Origin of the sequence: Eubacterium pyruvativorans (assembly GCF_900102225.1) — a bacterium.
GTDB lineage: Bacteria > Bacillota > Clostridia > Peptostreptococcales > Anaerovoracaceae > Aminicella > Aminicella pyruvativorans.
In genome coordinates, this window is record NZ_FNBF01000035.1 from 1 (window position 1) to 16,491 (window position 16,491).

Genomic DNA, 16,491 nt, shown 5'->3' on the forward strand with positions numbered 1-16,491 from the left:
GCCACACCATTGTACAGCTTTAGCAATGAAAGGGAGCAGATCCTGGCTGGTTGTCAGGTGTCTGTTACCTACAACTTTATTGTAGGAGGAGGAAATTGAAAATGGCAAATGTGAGAATACAGTATTTCGGACACGCCTGTTTCAAGGTTTCTACAGAGAAGGGGTCGGCAGTATTCGACCCTTATGAGGACGGCAGTGTTCCGGGAACGACGCTCCCGAGAAACATGGAGGCAGACGCCGTCTTCTGCTCCCACGATCATCATGACCACAACGGGACGGAACGGGTGAAGCTGACCGGCCGGACCTGTCCTTTCGATGTTTCGTTTCTGACCGTGCCCCACGATGATGCGAACGGGGAGAAGCGTGGTTTTTGCCGTATCACATTCCTGGAGGCCGGTGGGATCACCGTCGCACACCTGGGGGATCTGGGCCGCCTTCCGGAGGAGAATGAGTACGAGAAACTGAGCCAGGCGGATGTTCTTCTGATGCCCTGCGCCGGATACTATACGATTGATGCCGGGCAGACGAAGGAAATGCTCGGAAAGTTGAAAAAACCGAGCCTGAAGATCCTGATGCACTACCGGGAAGGGGAACGGGGGTACGACGTGCAGAAGTCAATCTCCGAAGTCATGAAGATCATTCCGGGGGTCCACAGGATGCAGGAGACAGAAATCATCGTGGATGCCCGGGATGTCCCGGATCAGGTGATCACGCTGCGTCCGCTGCAGGCAGAATAATCAGGAGGAAAGAAATAATGAGTATGATCATGAAAATACTGGCGACGCTGGTGGCGGCGGAATTCGTCTATATCTTCTATCTGGAGACCCTGGCCACAGACTCGGAGAAGACATCCAAGGTGTTCGGAATGACGAGGGATGAACTGGGACAGAAGAATGTGAATGTGCTGTTCAAGAATCAGGGAGTCTACAACGGGCTGATCGCCGTGCTGATTCTGCTGGCCGTCTTCGTGTTCACCAGCGAAACAGCGGTGCTCTGTCTGATGGGGTATATCGTGCTGGTTGCGCTGTACGGAAGCATCACCAGCAGCCCGAAGATCATTCTGACTCAGGGGGGACTGGCCATTCTGACGCTGATTTCCGCTGCACTGCCGTTCTAAGGCAGGAAAGGGGGAATGATAATGAGTTATTTATTCGTGGCTCTGGGCGGGGCCGTCGGTGCCACGGGGCGGTATGCCATCAGCCTGATTCCATTCAAGCCGGATTTCCCTGCGCTGACCTTTCTGACGAATCTCCTGGGAGCCCTGCTGATCGGACTGGTCGCCGGTCTTGCCGAGGATCGGGACCGACTCCCGGAGAATGCGGTTCTTTTCTGGAAAACCGGAGTGTGCGGCGGGTTCACCACCTTTTCGACCTTTTCGCTGGAATCCCATCAGCTGATGCAGGAGAATAAGTACCTGCTGGGAACCGGATACATGGTGATCAGCGTAATCTGCTGTCTGGCCGGGGTGTACATTGGAAAAAGAATCGCGGTTATTTTTTCTTAAGTCGCTGTGAGAAGGACGCTCGTATGGACAGTGCCGGGCGTTCTGCCGTATAATAAAAGTTAGCGATTTTTAGGTTTAAGGCATTTATTAGAAAAAAAGAAAAAACATCCGTTATTATGAAAGAACAACATCTTAGCATGAAAGAAACAATCCGTCATCTCCTGCTGCCTCCGGTCAGTGAAACGGTCCGGCGGACCATCGTCAGAAACAATCTGGAAAGTCTCCGGCAGATTTCTATTGGAACAGCCGTGGTGGAGAGTATCATCCTGCTGCTGTTTTCTCTGCACCATCTTCAGGATCTGACGAAATATCCGAAGAGCGTGATCAGCGTCGGATTCTGCATCATCGCCAGTATATACGTGGCGGTGCATCTGACCCGTGTGCAGAGGTCCAAGGAAGTCATCGAAGGACCGCTGCGGCGGGAAAGCTGCATTCTGATCCTGTACTTCATCGTCATGGCATTCTGGGGCATGGCAGCTTCCTACCGCCACTACATGGAGGGGGAGCAGATGCTCACGTTCTTCATCGTGGAAATTGTATTCATCTGTTTCGTGGCAATTAAGCCGCTTCTGGGCGCCGTGCTGATCTTCGGCAGTCACATCATTTTCTATCTGGTGATCTACACGGTGGACGGTGGTTCAGGTATTTCCCCGCTCAACTATTTCGCCATGGCCGTTCTCATGTGGATCGGCATCGTTGTCCGGTATCAGAGTGTGCTGGAGAACGTCACCCAGCGGTTCGAAGTGGAACGGCTGAACCGGAAACTGGAACGAATTTCCCAGACGGACGTGCTGACTGACATCGGAAACCGGATGGCAATCCGGGAAGATTTCGACCGGATTGTCGGAAACGACGTCGCCGTCATGATGGCTGACATCGACCACTTCAAGCAATTCAACGACCGGGTGGGCCACGAGGCCGGCGACATGGTGCTTAAGGCAGTGGCGAAGGAGCTCTGTCAGCATTTTCCGAGGGAATGCTGCTACCGCTACGGCGGGGATGAATTCCTGGTGATCATGGAGGACATCACTGCTACGGAGTACCGGCGCCGGATTCACCGGTGGTTCCGGGGTGTGGAACGGATCCGCATCCCCGGCGTGGACCTTCCGATCCGGTGCAGCGCCGGATTTGTCACCGGTCATCCGGACACAGCCGGAGATCTCCGGGAATTAATTCATCAGGCGCACCGGAAACTATATGAAATGAAAAGAGATCATCATGCCGCTTCTCCAGAAACAGACTGCGGACGAAGCCGGCAATGAAGCCGGCAATATTGATGAAACGAAGGGAATATCATGTTCTTACCGATTACGAAAGCAGAAATGGAGAGCCGGGGCTGGGAACGCCCCGACTTCGTTTATATTACCGGTGATGCTTATGTGGATCACTCTTCTTTCGGCGCCGCCATCATTTCCCGGGTCCTGGAGGCCCACGGGTACAAGGTGGCAATTCTGCCCCAGCCGGACTGGCACAATCCGGATTCGGTCAAAGAATTTGGAGAACCCCGCCTGGGATTTCTGGTCACCGCAGGAAACATCGATTCCATGGTCAACCACTATACGGTCAACAAGAAGCCCCGGTCTCAGGACGCTTACTCCCCGGGAGGCAGGCGGGGCATGCGGCCGGATCATGCCACCGTGGTTTACAGCAATCTGATCAAGCAGGCATATAAACACATTCCTGTCATCATCGGCGGCATCGAGGCCAGCCTCCGCCGTCTGGCCCACTACGACTACTGGTCGGACCGGTTCCGCCGGTCCATTTTGCTGGATTCCGGCGCTGACCTGCTGATCTACGGCATGGGAGAACTGGCGATGGTGGAAGTGGCCGACGCCATGAACAGCGGGCTGAACATCCGGGACATCACGTTCATCCCCGGCACCGTCTACAAGTCCCGGACCACCGACCAGGTCTGGGACGGCATCACGCTGCCGGACTTTGCGAGCATGCAGAAGGACAAAACCCAGTATGCCCGCTCGTTCTCCATCCAGGAGCAGAACACCGACTCGATCAGCGGCAGGCCCCTGATCGAATCCTACGGAGAACACCGGTATGTGATTCAGAATCCGCCGATGCGGCCGGTGACCACACAGGAACTGGATGACATCTATGAACTGCCCTACGAAAACGCATGGCATCCGGTCTATGATGCGGAAGGGGGGATTCCGGCCTTTTCGGAAATTCGCTTCTCCCTGACCAGCAACCGGGGCTGTTACGGGGGCTGCAGTTTCTGCGCACTGAACTTCCATCAGGGGCGGATCGTACAGGCCCGAAGCCACGAGTCCCTGATCCGGGAAGCGAAGCTGATGATCCGCCGCCCGGACTTCAAGGGCTATATTCACGACGTGGGGGGTCCCACTGCCAACTTCCGCCATCCGGCCTGCCGGAAGCAGATCGAGAAGGGAGTCTGTCCCAACCGCCAGTGTCTGTTTCCGAAAGTCTGCGGCAACATCCACGCCGACCACACCGACTACGTGGCGCTGCTCCGGGAGCTCCGTCAGCTTCCGGGGGTGAAGAAAGTCTTCGTCCGGTCCGGCATCCGGTATGATTATGTCATGGCCGACCCCGACGACACCTTCCTGGAAGAACTGTGCCGGTACCACATCAGCGGCCAGCTCCGGGTGGCACCGGAACACGTTTCGGACCATGTACTGCAGCTGATGGGGAAACCGGGCAGTGATGTATACAAGGCCTTCTGCCGCCGCTTCGAGAAGATCAACCGGAAAACCGGAAAACAGCAGTTTCTGGTTCCGTATCTGATCTCCTCCCATCCGGGCTCCACCTTGGAGGATGCCATCGCCCTGGCGGAGACCATCCGGGACATGGGGTTCCAGCCGGATCAGGTCCAGGACTTCTACCCGACTCCGTCCACTGCTTCCACCGTCATGTACTACACCGGAATCGACCCCCGGAACATGCAGCCGGTACGTAGTGTGACCAGCCCGAAAGAGAAAGCCATGCAGCGGGCGCTCCTTCAGTACCGCCGGCCGGAAAACTACAACCTGGTCCGCCAGGCCCTGATACAAGCCGGAAGAGAGGACCTCATCGGATACGGCGAGAAATGCCTCATCCGTCCCGGGAATGCTGCACACCGGGGCGGCAGCCGAAAAAGAAACGGAAACACCAGAAATGAGAAAGCAAACAAGAAGACAGAACGGTCCCGCTCCGGCGGCCGAACAAAAAAACACTAAATGGAACTGTCCCTACGCCGGAAAATGCGGCGGCTGCGACTACGCCGGCATGCCTTATGCCGGCCAGCTGAAGCGAAAGGAAGCATTCCTGCGGGAAAGCATCGGTGCCGTCTGCCGAGCCTGCCGCTGCCGGATCGAACCGATCCTGGGCGCAGAGGACCCGTTCTACTATCGGAACAAGGTGCACGCCGCACTGGCCCGGGGCCCGAAAGGCACGGCGATCCGGGGCATCTACCAGAAAAACACCCATCATGTGATCCCGGTCAGGGGATGTCTGCTGGAAGACCGGCGGGCAGACGCCATCATCGAAGCGGTGACGGAGATGATCCCGTCCTTCAAGTGGAAGGTCTATGACGAAGACACCGGCGTCGGCCTCATCCGCCACATCATGGTCCGCACCGCCTCCGAGGGAATCATGCTGACCCTGGTCACGGCCGTCCCCCAGCTTCCAGGGAAGAACAACTTCGTGAAAGCAATCCGCAGGCAATTTCCGGAGATCACCACCATCGTCCAGAACATCAATTCCCGCCGCACCAGCATGGTGCTGGGAGACCGGAACATCGTACTCTGGGGGAAGGGCACCATCCTGGACCGCTCCCTGGGCATGGACTTCCGCATTTCTCCTTCGGCATTCTACCAGGTGAATGCCCGGCAGACAAAAAAACTCTACCGCCTCGCCCGGGAAATGGCCGGCCTCACCGGCACAGAACATGTTCTCGACGCCTACTGCGGTACCGGCACCATCGGCATGTTCATGGCCCCATTCGCCGGAGACGTCACCGGCGTGGAGCTGAACCGCCACGCGGTGAAGGATGCGGTCGCCAACGCCCGCTCCAACCACATACGGAACATCGAATTCATCTGCGCCGATGCCACCGAATTTCTCCAGGCCTGTGCGGCGAACAGATTGGAAGGGCCGGCGTTCGACGTTCTATGTATGGATCCGCCCCGCACAGGCAGCACCCCGGAATTCATCCGTGCCGCTGCGGCTCTCGCCATCACGAAGATCGTCTACGTTTCCTGCGGACCGGAATCCCTGGCCCGGGATCTGGAAGAGTTCTGCCGGTGCGGCTACCGGATTATGCGGGTAGTGCCGGTGGACATGTTCCCGTTTACGAAGGATGTGGAGACCGTGTGTCTTCTTGAAAACCAATCGTGAGATTTCAAGTCATGAACTGTATCACGCCAACGCCCAACGGGTTCGCGGGAAAGGGTTGTCGGGTGGGCAGCATATTATATACAAATCACAGTTTGAATACTGATGCATAGCCTGCGGAGGGGAGATTGTATACGAATCGCGGTACAGTAATAGCGGAAGATGCGAAATAGCCTTTTTTACCAATTCCGCACCTGAAACACGCTAAACAAGGTGCGAAAACAAAAATTATTCTCGATTAAAATATTCTGCGTCTAAACGTGGTGCGTAATGACGCAAAAACCGGATTTTCGCACCTACGGAGCTTGAATAATCTTCCGGAGTCATGGATAAACAACCATTTCCATCGAGAATGCCATCTCATCGACTGGATCGAATGGAGGGCATTCACTGCCGGGCGCATATTCCCAAACATCTCTGTATTTTTATCCACTTACAGAAAATTATCACCGATTATTCAATTCGGGACTGAATCGGCAGGGTGCGAAAAAAGAATATTTTCTATTTTCGCACCCTCGCGATCGTGTCGCCAGATGAATGAGCGAAAACCGGCCCGGAACAGGTGCGAAGACGAATTTTTTCGCGAAATCGCACCCGCCAGACCGAAACCGCCCATTGTGTCAGCACCATACGATTACAGCACATCATATTAGCGTTGTCTAACTTTATCTTGACAAGTTAACAATGCCTAACCTATAATGAATATCGAAGTTAGAAGAGACTAATTTTAGATAGGAGGGACTATGCTGCCTTTGAATTTGGCAGAACGGGGCCGTCCGCAGATCATCAAGAAGATCGGCGGCAGTCCGGAAGTGAAGAAACATCTGGAGAACCTGGGTTTCAACGTGGGCGGAGAAGTCTGCGTGATCAGCGCCCTGGGGGGCAATTTGATTGTGAAAGCCAAGGAAAGCAGAGTGGCCGTCAGCAGCGAGCTGGCACGGAAAATAATGGTGTGAACGAACATTCGATGAAAATGCAGACGATGTCCGGGAAGGAGGGAATCAATTGAGAACACTGAGAGATGTGGCGGTCGGAGATACGGCGAAGGTGGTCAGACTCCACGGAGAAGGCGCCGTGAAACGACGCATCATGGATATGGGACTGACAAAGAATACCGCAGTATCCGTTCGGAAAATCGCTCCGCTGGGGGATCCCATCGAGATCACCGTCAGAAATTATGAACTGTCCATCCGGAAAGCGGATGCAGAGATGGTTGAGGTTGAGTAACGGTCAGAACAACTGCGTTTTTTTTCGGGACAGGGTTAGACGTCGTTAACCTCTCAAAGCACATGAAGCAGAAAGGAATCAGTAGAATTATGGAAATACGTATTGCACTTGCGGGTAATCCGAACAGCGGGAAGACAACCCTGTTCAATGCCCTGACCGGTTCCAACCAGTTCGTCGGAAACTGGCCGGGGGTTACAGTAGAGAAGAAGGAAGGGAAACTGAAGGGACACGAAGGCGTTACCGTCACAGACCTTCCAGGAATCTACTCTCTGTCTCCCTACACCTTGGAGGAGGTCGTGGCAAGGAATTATCTGATCGGTGAGCGTCCGGACGCTGTTCTGAACATTATCGACGGCACGAATCTCGAACGAAACCTGTATCTGACCACTCAGCTCACGGAACTGGGCATTCCGGTGGTGGTAGCCCTCAACATGATGGATGTTGTCCGGAAGAACGGAGACCGGATTAATACAGAAGAACTGTCCCGGAATCTGGGATGCACCGTTGTGGAAATCTCGGCGCTGAAAGGCGAGGGGATCAAGGAAGCGGCAGAAGCAGCCATTCAGGCGGCGGAAGAAGCACGCCCCGTGCCGATGCACCGATTCTCCGGACCGGTGGAACACGCACTGGCCCATATAGAAGAAGCGGTGGTTCACAATATGCCGGAGGAACAGCAGCGGTGGTATGCGGTCAAGGTGTTCGAACGGGACGAGAAGGTCCGGGAACAGCTGACCATCCCGCCGGAAACACTGGTCCACATCGAAAATGACATCCGGGCGGCAGAGAAAGAGCTGGATGACGACGCCGAGAGCATCATCACCAACGAACGATACATTTCCATCGCAGAGATCATCACCGGCTGCTATGCCAAGGCACATTCCGGGGAACTTTCCACTTCTGACAAGATCGACAGGGTCGTGACGAACCGCTGGCTGGGTCTGCCGATTTTCGCAGTGATTATGTTCCTTGTGTACTGGATTTCCATGGTCGGAATCGGAACCCCGGCCACAGACTTTGTCAACGACAATGTTTTTGGAGACGGCTTCCACCTGGTAAATGACGGCGGCTACGGAAAGGTGCAGCAGGAGTATTCCGATGCCTCTGCCATCGTAGACGGCTATAAGGTCTACGTGAAAAAACACAAAACGGCGCCGAAAGACCGCTTCGCCTATTCGGTTGTTGTGGACGAAGATTCGTTGGAAACGGTGACGAAAACTGCGACGATCGGAGAATATCAGTCTGCCAAGAAAACCCTCGCCCGGATCGGGGACGAACCGGATCCGGCAGATTACGGTATCTGGGTTCCAGGTATCCCGAAACTGGCCGAGGCAGCGCTGGACAAGCTTCACACCGCAGGGTGGCTGAAAGGTCTGGTGATTGACGGCATCATCGCCGGTGTCGGATCGGTACTCGGCTTCCTTCCCCAGATGCTGGTACTGTTCCTGATGCTGGCTTTCCTGGAGGCATGTGGCTATATGGCCCGGATCGCCTTCGTGCTGGACCGGGTGTTCCGCAAGTTCGGCCTGTCCGGAAAGTCATTCATCCCGATGCTGATCGGTACTGGATGCGGTGTTCCGGGGATCATGGCCAGCAGAACCATTGAAAACGAACGGGATCGGCGTATGACGATTATGACAACCACGTTCATTCCGTGCAGTGCGAAGCTGCCAATCATTGCGATTGTATCCGGCGCACTGTTCCACGGCTCTGCGCTGGTGGCAACTTCTGCCTATTTCGTGGGGATGGCCGCGATTGTCGTTTCCGGAATCATGCTGAAGAAAACCCGTATGTTCGCCGGGGATCCGGCACCTTTCGTAATGGAATTGCCGTCCTACCATATCCCGACCGCCGGCAATGTGCTGCGGTCCGTCAAGGAAAGAGCCTGGTCCTTCGTCAGAAAGGCGGGTACCATCATTCTGCTCTCCACGATTGTTGTGTGGTTCGCCAGCCATTTCGGATTCATCGGCGGAGGATTCCGACTGCTGGAGAATGAAGAACTGGATCATTCCATCCTGGCCTATATCGGAAGGGCGATCTCCTGGATCTTCATCCCGCTGGGCTGGGGCACCTGGCAGGCTGCCGTCAGTGCCATCACCGGACTGGTGGCAAAGGAAAATCTGGTGGGCACCATGGGAACGCTCTACGGAGGAGACCACCTGTGGCAGAATATGTCCCATATTTTCACACCGCTGACCGGCTATTCATTCCTGGTGTTCAACCTGCTCTGCGCACCGTGCTTCGCTGCCATCGGCGCAATCCGCCGGGAAATGAATAATGCGAAGTGGACCTGGTTCGCCATCGGATATCAGTGCGGATTCGCTTACGTGGTGGCACTCATGATTAATCAGTTCGGAGGCCTGTTCACCGGAAACATCAGCGTGCCGGGGCTGATTGCCGCATTCGCCGCCCTGGCAGGAATCATCTATATGGTGTTCTTACGGAAGTATCATGAGGCGGAACGGCTCACCGGAAGTCCGGCGTATAACGGCTGAAGACAGGAGGTTATTCAATGATAGCATGGATTGTTTCTAATGCCGGCACGCTGTTGGTGTCAGCGGCACTGATCGGAATTGTAACCGGTATTATCCGGAAAATGATAAGAGACAAGAAGCAGGGGAAGTCCTGCTGCGGAGGGGACTGCAGCCACTGCAGCCACTGCGGCACGGGAAGTTCCTGCCACCTGAATAAATAAAAAATCATTGTATGAAAGCTGCCCGAAGCATGGTTTGAACCGCTTCGGGCAGCTTCTTACTTCATCTTCTGTCACGATGCGAGGGTTCAGTCATCGAGGAATGCCCGGATCCCTGCGGCTTTCCGGTACCCTTCCTCGTACAGTGCCATCTGCCTGTCCACGTCCACGGTGAGAGTGCTCAGCCCGGAGATGTCATTCGGCGCCAGAATCAGCACCCGGCCCTGTTTCTCCAGTTTTTTTGCCTCTGCCACGGACTGATTGTAGGCCTCCGCCCGGTGGAGGAGGGCCTTCCGGACGGCCGGATAGCGGCGGCCGACCACCCGGGCGCCGAATTTCACCGTGAAGGTGGAAGTGCGGACGTAATCATAGGGTTTGGTCAGAATCAGTACGATCTTCCGGCAGCCGTCCTCCAGTGCATGACGGATCGGCACCGGATCGGCCACGCCGCCGTCGTAGTACGGGACGCCCCGGATTCTGCGGGGGGTGTTGACCACCGGGAGCGTGCAGGACGCCTTGATGATCCCCAGGTCGTTGGGATGAATGTCCTCTCCTGTGAAGTACCGGGGCTTTCCGGTTTCGGCATCGGTGGCGACAACGACAAAGGGAATGGGGTTGTTTTCGTAAGCCTGCCAATCCACCGGATTTTCTCCGCCGTCATTACTCAGTGTGCCGTATACGTAATCCAGATCGACGTAATTCTTCTTCCGGAAGAAATTTTCCCGGCTCATATATTCCTTCCGGCGTGCGTATTCTGTATAGAAATGAACATTTCTTCCTTCCTGCCCCGCAATGTAAGCAACGAGGTTCGCAGAGCCTGCAGAAACCCCCAGGGCATAGTCGAAGCATATCTGATGTTCCATGCAGTAATCCAGCACGCCTGCGCCGAAAATATCCCGGAGACCGCCTCCGGTGTCGATGATTCCGTTCATTCTTCCACTCCTTGATCGATCTGTTTTTTTACTATATCCTAAGACTATACCACAGAGAGCTCCTGATCAGAAAGGATAATCGCTGTGGCAGACAGATAATAGAATTATTACAGTGAGTGAGGTGGTATTCATGAGGAAGATACTGGTGGTAATCGATATGCAGAAGGATTTCATCGACGGTGCACTGGGAACGAAAGAGGCGGAAGCCATTGTTCCCGCCGTAATCGAAAAACTCCGTTCCCGGGATCCTGCGGACATCTACGCCACCCGGGATACCCATCCGGATAACTATCTGGATACCATGGAGGGAAAGAATCTTCCGGTTCCTCACTGTCTGAAAGGAACAGAAGGCTGGCAGATCCCTGGGGAAATCGAAAAATGGATTCCGGAGAATCACATCTTCGATAAACCGACATTCGGCAGTGTACTGCTGGCGGAGAAACTGCGGGACCTCTCCCGGCAGGAGGAAATCGAAGTGGAACTGACAGGACTCTGTACAGATATCTGCGTGGTGTCCAATGCACTTCTGCTGAAGGCGTACATGCCGGAAGTGGCCATTTCTGTGGACAGCGCCTGCTGCGCCGGCGTCACACCGGAGAAACATCGGGCGGCACTGGAAACCATGGCCAGTTGTCAGATCATCATAGAGTAAAGGAAGAAAGGGGCGGAGAGGGGGACAGACGACGAAATCTAAAGAAATCTTAATATTTCACATGTGATCTACACTCTTGCACGTTCTCAGAAAAGTATGCATAATTACAGTTAATCAGATAATTCACACTCAGACAGGGAGGAGATAGACCAATGGCTGAGAAGAAGAATCCATATGCCGGAACGAAAACCGAACAGAATCTTCTGGAAGCACTTGCCGGGGAATCCATGGCACGGAATAAGTACACATACTTTGCCTCCGTGGCGAAGAAGGCAGGATACGAGCAGATCGCTGCGCTTTTCCTGAAGACGGCGGAGAATGAGAAGGAACATGCGAAGCTCTGGTTCAAGGCACTGGGCATGCTGGGAGATACGGCGGAGAATCTGGCGTCCGGCGCAGAAGGCGAGAACTATGAGTGGACCGATATGTACGACCGGATGGCGAAGGAAGCGGACGAAGAAGGTTTCCATGAACTGGCGGCCCAGTTCCGCGGCGTTGCCGCCATCGAGAAGACCCACGAGGAACGTTATCGGAAGCTGCTTCATAACGTGGAAGCCCAGGAAGTGTTCCGGAAGAGCGAAGTGAAAGTATGGGAATGCCGCAACTGCGGTCATATCATCGTCGGCACGGAAGCGCCGCCGGTATGCCCAGTCTGCAGACATCCGCAGGCATACTTCGAAATTCACGAAGAAAATTATTAGACTATTGATCCGGTTCCGGCGGCATTTCGTTCCTTCTTACAACGAAATGCCGCTTTTTTCGTGGCCCGAAATGTGCTTCAAACCAAAAGTGAAAATTCTCGTTACTTTTTTAACCGAACCGGAAAATATATATTGATTAATCTTATCCTAAACGTTATTATGAATTTACAAGATAAATAGTCGGAACAATCGAAAACGGTGCAGTATCGTATTCAATTTCGAACATTCCGACAGCTGTTCCGCAGGGAGAGCGCATCGGATGGAAACGGACGTACCGTTCCCGCAGGATGCCGCCGAAGAGGCAAACCGAATCCAGGTAGTCGGGGATTCCGGTGAAACTTTCAGGCAGAAGGACCGGCGGAGCAGGAAATTCTGAATAGAGAATGCGGGGATTGCCGCATATCGCTTAGACAGAATGGGACATCGCTGCGGATTCGTGCAGCCATGTCCCTTTTTCATTATCTGAGTCTGTGCTCCGCCTTCGTACCGGGACGGACGAACGATTGCGAGGAAATTTTTTGTCCATGAAAAAACAGAAATATGTCATCGTCACGAATAACCCTCTGGTAGAGCAGAAAGCGGGGGAAGCTCACAGCGTGGAGTTCTTCGAGGGATCCTTCCGGGATCTTCTGGTTCACGTCAGGGCACTTGTACAGGACGGACACCGGTTATTGACCCATCCGCTCAGCGGCAGTGTGAAGCCCAACGAGACGCCGTACAAGTCGGTGCTGCTCAGCAGCCGGTGTGAGGCACCGGACCCGGATTCAATGGCTCTGATCCAGCGGGCCGTGGAGGCATGTGACAAGTTCGAGGACAAGGCTTCCAAGTATCAGAAGTACCGACCGGAAGTACTGGAGGATTTTCAGGTAATTGACTGGAGACTGATCGCGAGCGGAATCGAATCCGCAGACGCAGATCAGACGGTATAGCGGCGGGACGGATGCCCCGGGCAGTCCGGAAATCCCGCTCCGCCGGAAACAGCTTATTTCATCGGAATGAAGGAGGAAAATGAAGTGAGACTGGAAATTGGAAACATCCTCATTCAGGACATTCAGTTCGCACCGGAATCGAAGATCGAAAACGGTACCCTGTATGTCTCGAAAGAGGAGCTGGAGAAAGTCGTTCTGGAAGACGAAGAACTGAAGGGCGTCACCTTCGACATCGCTAAGCCGGGAGAATCCGTCCGGATCACACCGGTGAAGGACGTCATCGAACCGCGTGTGAAGGTAGAAGGCCGCGGCGGTGTTTTCCCGGGCGTGATGCACAAGGTTGACACGGTCGGTTCCGGCAAGACCTACGTACTGAAGGGCATGGCGGTTGTCACAGCCGGCCGCATTGTTGGTTTCCAGGAAGGCGTGATCGACATGAGCGGTCCGGGAGCGGATTACACACCGTTCTCCAAGACACTAAATCTCTGCATGGTCTGCGAACCGGTGGAAGGTCTGAAACAGCACGAATATGAGAAGGCAGTGCGTTTCGCCGGACTCCGTGTTGCGGTATTCCTGGGCGAGCTGGCGAGAGAACTGACGCCGGATGAGACGAAGGTGTACGAGACATGCGGAATCAAGGAAGGCATCGAAGCTTATCCGGATCTGCCGCGGGTGGCCTATGTACAGATGCTGCAGTCCCAGGGCCTGCTGCATGACACGTATGTTTACGGTGTGGATGCAAAGAAGACGCTGCCGACGATCCTCAGCCCGACAGAAGTCTTCGACGGTGCAATCATTTCCGGAAACTGCGTATCTGCCTGCGACAAGAACCCGACTTACGTTCACGAGAACAACCCGGTAGTTGAGGAACTGTTCAAGCAGCACGGAAAGAAGCTGAACTTCGTCTGCCAGATCGTGACAAACGAGAATGTATACCTGGCGGACAAGATGCGTTCTTCTGACTTTACGGCGAAGATCTGCCGGATGCTGGATCTGGACGGTGTCATCGTTTCCCAGGAGGGATTCGGCAACCCGGATACCGACCTGATCATGAACTGCAAGAAGATCGAAGCAGAGGGTGTGAAGACGGTCATCATCACAGACGAATACGCCGGAAGAGACGGCAAGTCTCAGTCCCTGGCAGATGCCGACGAAGCGGCAGATGCGGTTGTCACCGGCGGCAACGCCAACGAGTACGTGGTTCTGCCGAAGATGGACAAGGTGATCGGCACCATGGACTATATTGACAAGATCGCCGGCGCCAATGAAAACACGCTCCGGGAAGACGGTTCCATCGAAGTGGAGATCCAGGTCATCACAGGATCCACCAACGAGACCGGTTTCGGTTATCTGAGCGCACGGTAAGAAGGAGGGCATACATGGCTAAGTTGAAAGTGGTTCATTACATCAACCAGTTCTTTGCCCAGATCGGCGGCGAAGAAAAAGCAGATTACCCTGCGGAGCTCCGCAAGGGAGAAGTAGTCGGCCCGGGTCTGGCGCTGATGGAACAGTTCGGTGAAGAAGCCGAGATTATCGCCACCATCGTCTGCGGCGACACCTACTTCAATGAAAATATGGATTCTGCCACGGCACAGGTTCTGGAATGGGTGAAGGCGGAAGCACCGGATGTCTTCATCGCAGGTCCGGCTTTCAATGCGGGACGTTACGGCGTGGCCTGCGCTACGGTTGCAGCCCATGTTCAGCAGGATCTGGGAATTCCTTCCCTGACCGGTATGTATGTGGAAAACCCGGGCGTTGACATGTTCAAGGACAAGGTCCTGATGGTTTCCACGAAGAACAGTGCAGCAGGCATGCGGAAGGCTGTGAAGACCATGGCGCCGCTGGCTCTGAAGCTGGCAAAGGGCGAAAAGATTGGTGCGTCCTGTGAAGAAGGGTATATTCCGAACGGTATTCGGGTGAACTTCTTCGAGAAGAAGCGCGGTGCAGAACGTGCGGTGGATATGCTGCTGAAGAAACTGAACGGCAAGCCGTTCGATACAGAGTATCCGATGCCGGTCTTCGACCGTGTCGCACCGAACCCGGCCATCAAGGACATGGCGCATGCGAAGATCGCTCTGGTTACTTCCGGCGGTATTGTACCGAAGGGCAATCCGGATCACATCGAGAGCTCCAGTGCATCCCGTTACGGTGAGTACTTCCTGGACGGCATCGACTGCCTGACCTCCGAGAGCCATGAGACGGCCCACGGCGGATACGACCCGGTCTATGCGAATGATGACCCGAACCGAGTTCTGCCTGTGGACGTTCTCCGGGATATGGAGAAGGAAGGCATCATCGGATCCCTGCATAACAAGTACTATGCAACAGTGGGTAACGGTACTGCAGTAGCCAATGCGAAGAAGTTCGCTTCCGAAATTGCGAAAAAACTTCTGGCAGACGGTGTAGACGGCGTTATCCTCACCTCCACCTGAGGAACCTGTACGCGTTGCGGTGCAACGATGGTGAAGGAAATTGAAAGAGCAGGACTGCCGGTTGTACACGTATGTACAGTAACACCGATCTCCATGACGGTTGGTGCGAACCGGATCGTTCCGGCGATTGCGATCCCGCATCCGCTGGGCAATCCGGAACTGGAGCACGATGACGAAAAGGCGCTCCGCCGCCACATCGTGGAGAAGGCGCTGAAGGCGCTGACCACGGAAGTGTCCGATCAGACCATTTTCGAATAATTATCGCTGAAGATATATGCAAGTGTCCGGCGGCTGACCCAGGCCGCCGGATATGGAGGGCAAACCAATGAGTAAACTGTATGATGTGATCATCCTGGGTGCAGGCCCGGGAGGTCTGGCGGCAGGCATCTATGCCGGCCGGGCGAGACTGAACACACTGATCATCGAGCGGGCACAGGACGGCGGACAGATCGCGATCACCAATGAGATCGAGAACTATCCGGGACAGATGCTGGAAGGCGAGTCCGGTCCGTCCCTGATCGAGCGGATGACGAAGCAGTGCGAGAAATTCGGCTGTGAGAGAGTGTCCGACAACATCAAGGAAGTGAAGCTGGACGGTCCGGAGAAGATCCTGATCGGCGCCAACGGAGAGTATCACGCCAAGGCGGTGATCATCGCCACCGGTGCCCATTCCCGGCCGATCGGCTGCAAGAACGAAGGCAAGTTCCGGGGCAAGGGCGTGTCCTACTGCGCCACCTGTGACGCCAACTTCTTCGAAGATCTGGAAGTCTACGTGGTGGGCGGCGGCGATGCAGCGGTGGAAGAAGCCATGTATCTGACGAAGTTCGCCAGAAAGGTGACCATCATCCACAGAAGAGACCAGCTCCGTGCGGCAGAATCCATTCAGGAGAAGGCGTTCAAGAACGAGAAGCTTAACTTCATGTGGAACACGGTTGTGAAGGAACTGGACGGCGACGGCATTCTGGACACCATGGTGGTGGAGAATACGAAGACCGGCGAGCAGACCACAATTCATGCGGATGAAGACGACGGATTGTTCGGTGTGTTCGGCTTCATCGGAACGGTGCCGAATACGGAA

At 54.8% G+C, this 16,491-nt stretch carries 17 protein-coding genes and 1 riboswitch; of the genes, 16 read left to right on the forward strand and 1 reads right to left on the reverse strand.

All coding sequences use genetic code 11. The features are described from left to right. Positions 1-101: 101 nt before the first annotated feature. The 10 genes from BLQ24_RS09275 to BLQ24_RS09320 all read left to right on the forward strand — a co-directional run bounded on the left by BLQ24_RS09275 (position 102) and on the right by BLQ24_RS09320 (position 9,770). Positions 102-737: an MBL fold metallo-hydrolase gene (locus tag BLQ24_RS09275; protein WP_090164672.1), complete on the forward strand. Its 636-nt coding sequence runs from the start codon at positions 102-104 to the stop codon at positions 735-737. Between the two features lie 17 nt (positions 738-754). Continuing rightward, positions 755-1,117, forward strand: coding sequence for a DUF1304 domain-containing protein (locus BLQ24_RS09280; protein WP_090164673.1), 363 nt, complete (start codon positions 755-757; stop codon positions 1,115-1,117). A gap of 21 nt (positions 1,118-1,138) precedes the next feature. Beyond that, positions 1,139-1,504: a fluoride efflux transporter CrcB gene (crcB, locus tag BLQ24_RS09285; protein WP_090164674.1), complete on the forward strand. Its 366-nt coding sequence runs from the start codon at positions 1,139-1,141 to the stop codon at positions 1,502-1,504. Between the two features lie 137 nt (positions 1,505-1,641). Beyond that, entirely contained in the window at positions 1,642-2,766 is a 1,125-nt protein-coding gene (locus BLQ24_RS09290) for a GGDEF domain-containing protein (protein ID WP_176755917.1), read from the forward strand. 33 nt (positions 2,767-2,799) lie between these two features. After that, positions 2,800-4,695 carry a YgiQ family radical SAM protein gene (locus BLQ24_RS09295; protein WP_090164676.1) on the forward strand — a complete coding sequence of 632 codons (1,896 nt, stop codon included), beginning with the start codon at positions 2,800-2,802 and terminating at the stop codon, positions 4,693-4,695. Next, positions 4,634-5,854, forward strand: coding sequence for a 23S rRNA (uracil(1939)-C(5))-methyltransferase RlmD (gene rlmD, locus BLQ24_RS09300; protein ID WP_090164677.1), 1,221 nt, complete (start codon positions 4,634-4,636; stop codon positions 5,852-5,854). The genes BLQ24_RS09295 and rlmD overlap by 62 nt, the downstream gene beginning before the upstream one ends. A 740-nt stretch (positions 5,855-6,594) precedes the next feature. Beyond that, entirely contained in the window at positions 6,595-6,807 is a 213-nt protein-coding gene (locus BLQ24_RS09305; RefSeq protein WP_090164678.1) for a FeoA family protein, read from the forward strand. 49 nt (positions 6,808-6,856) lie between these two features. Continuing rightward, a complete protein-coding gene (locus BLQ24_RS09310) occupies positions 6,857-7,078 on the forward strand; it encodes a FeoA family protein (RefSeq protein ID WP_090164679.1) in 222 nt (73 codons plus the stop codon). An 89-nt stretch (positions 7,079-7,167) separates the two neighbouring features. Continuing rightward, on the forward strand, positions 7,168-9,570 hold the full coding sequence (gene feoB / locus BLQ24_RS09315; RefSeq protein ID WP_090164680.1) for a ferrous iron transporter B: 2,403 nt from the start codon (positions 7,168-7,170) through the stop codon (positions 9,568-9,570). 17 nt (positions 9,571-9,587) lie between these two features. Next, entirely contained in the window at positions 9,588-9,770 is a 183-nt protein-coding gene (locus tag BLQ24_RS09320; RefSeq protein WP_090164681.1) for a FeoB-associated Cys-rich membrane protein, read from the forward strand. Positions 9,771-9,856: 86 nt separating this feature from the next. Here the strand turns inward: BLQ24_RS09320 and BLQ24_RS09325 are convergent, their stop codons facing one another. After that, positions 9,857-10,699: a patatin-like phospholipase family protein gene (locus BLQ24_RS09325; protein WP_090164682.1), complete on the reverse strand. Its 843-nt coding sequence runs from the start codon at positions 10,697-10,699 to the stop codon at positions 9,857-9,859. Between the two features lie 130 nt (positions 10,700-10,829). Between BLQ24_RS09325 and BLQ24_RS09330 the strand changes: the two genes are divergently transcribed. From BLQ24_RS09330 to BLQ24_RS09355, 6 genes are all read left to right on the forward strand, one after another. After that, positions 10,830-11,351: a cysteine hydrolase family protein gene (locus tag BLQ24_RS09330; protein ID WP_090164683.1), complete on the forward strand. Its 522-nt coding sequence runs from the start codon at positions 10,830-10,832 to the stop codon at positions 11,349-11,351. A gap of 152 nt (positions 11,352-11,503) precedes the next feature. Then, on the forward strand, positions 11,504-12,052 hold the full coding sequence (gene rbr / locus BLQ24_RS09335; protein WP_090164684.1) for a rubrerythrin: 549 nt from the start codon (positions 11,504-11,506) through the stop codon (positions 12,050-12,052). A 233-nt stretch (positions 12,053-12,285) separates the two neighbouring features. Then, positions 12,286-12,419, forward strand: a riboswitch (glycine riboswitch). 157 nt (positions 12,420-12,576) lie between these two features. Further along, positions 12,577-12,981 carry a GrdX family protein gene (locus tag BLQ24_RS09340; RefSeq protein ID WP_090164685.1) on the forward strand — a complete coding sequence of 135 codons (405 nt, stop codon included), beginning with the start codon at positions 12,577-12,579 and terminating at the stop codon, positions 12,979-12,981. Between the two features lie 84 nt (positions 12,982-13,065). Continuing rightward, positions 13,066-14,346, forward strand: a complete 1,281-nt coding sequence (locus tag BLQ24_RS09345; RefSeq protein WP_242869633.1) for a glycine/sarcosine/betaine reductase component B subunit — start codon at positions 13,066-13,068, stop codon at positions 14,344-14,346. 14 nt (positions 14,347-14,360) lie between these two features. Next, on the forward strand, positions 14,361-15,671 hold the full coding sequence (grdB, locus tag BLQ24_RS09350) for a glycine reductase complex selenoprotein B (RefSeq protein WP_090164687.1): 1,311 nt from the start codon (positions 14,361-14,363) through the stop codon (positions 15,669-15,671). 67 nt (positions 15,672-15,738) lie between these two features. Beyond that, on the forward strand, positions 15,739-16,491 hold a 753-nt coding region (locus BLQ24_RS09355), incomplete at its 3' end, for an NAD(P)/FAD-dependent oxidoreductase (RefSeq protein WP_090163024.1).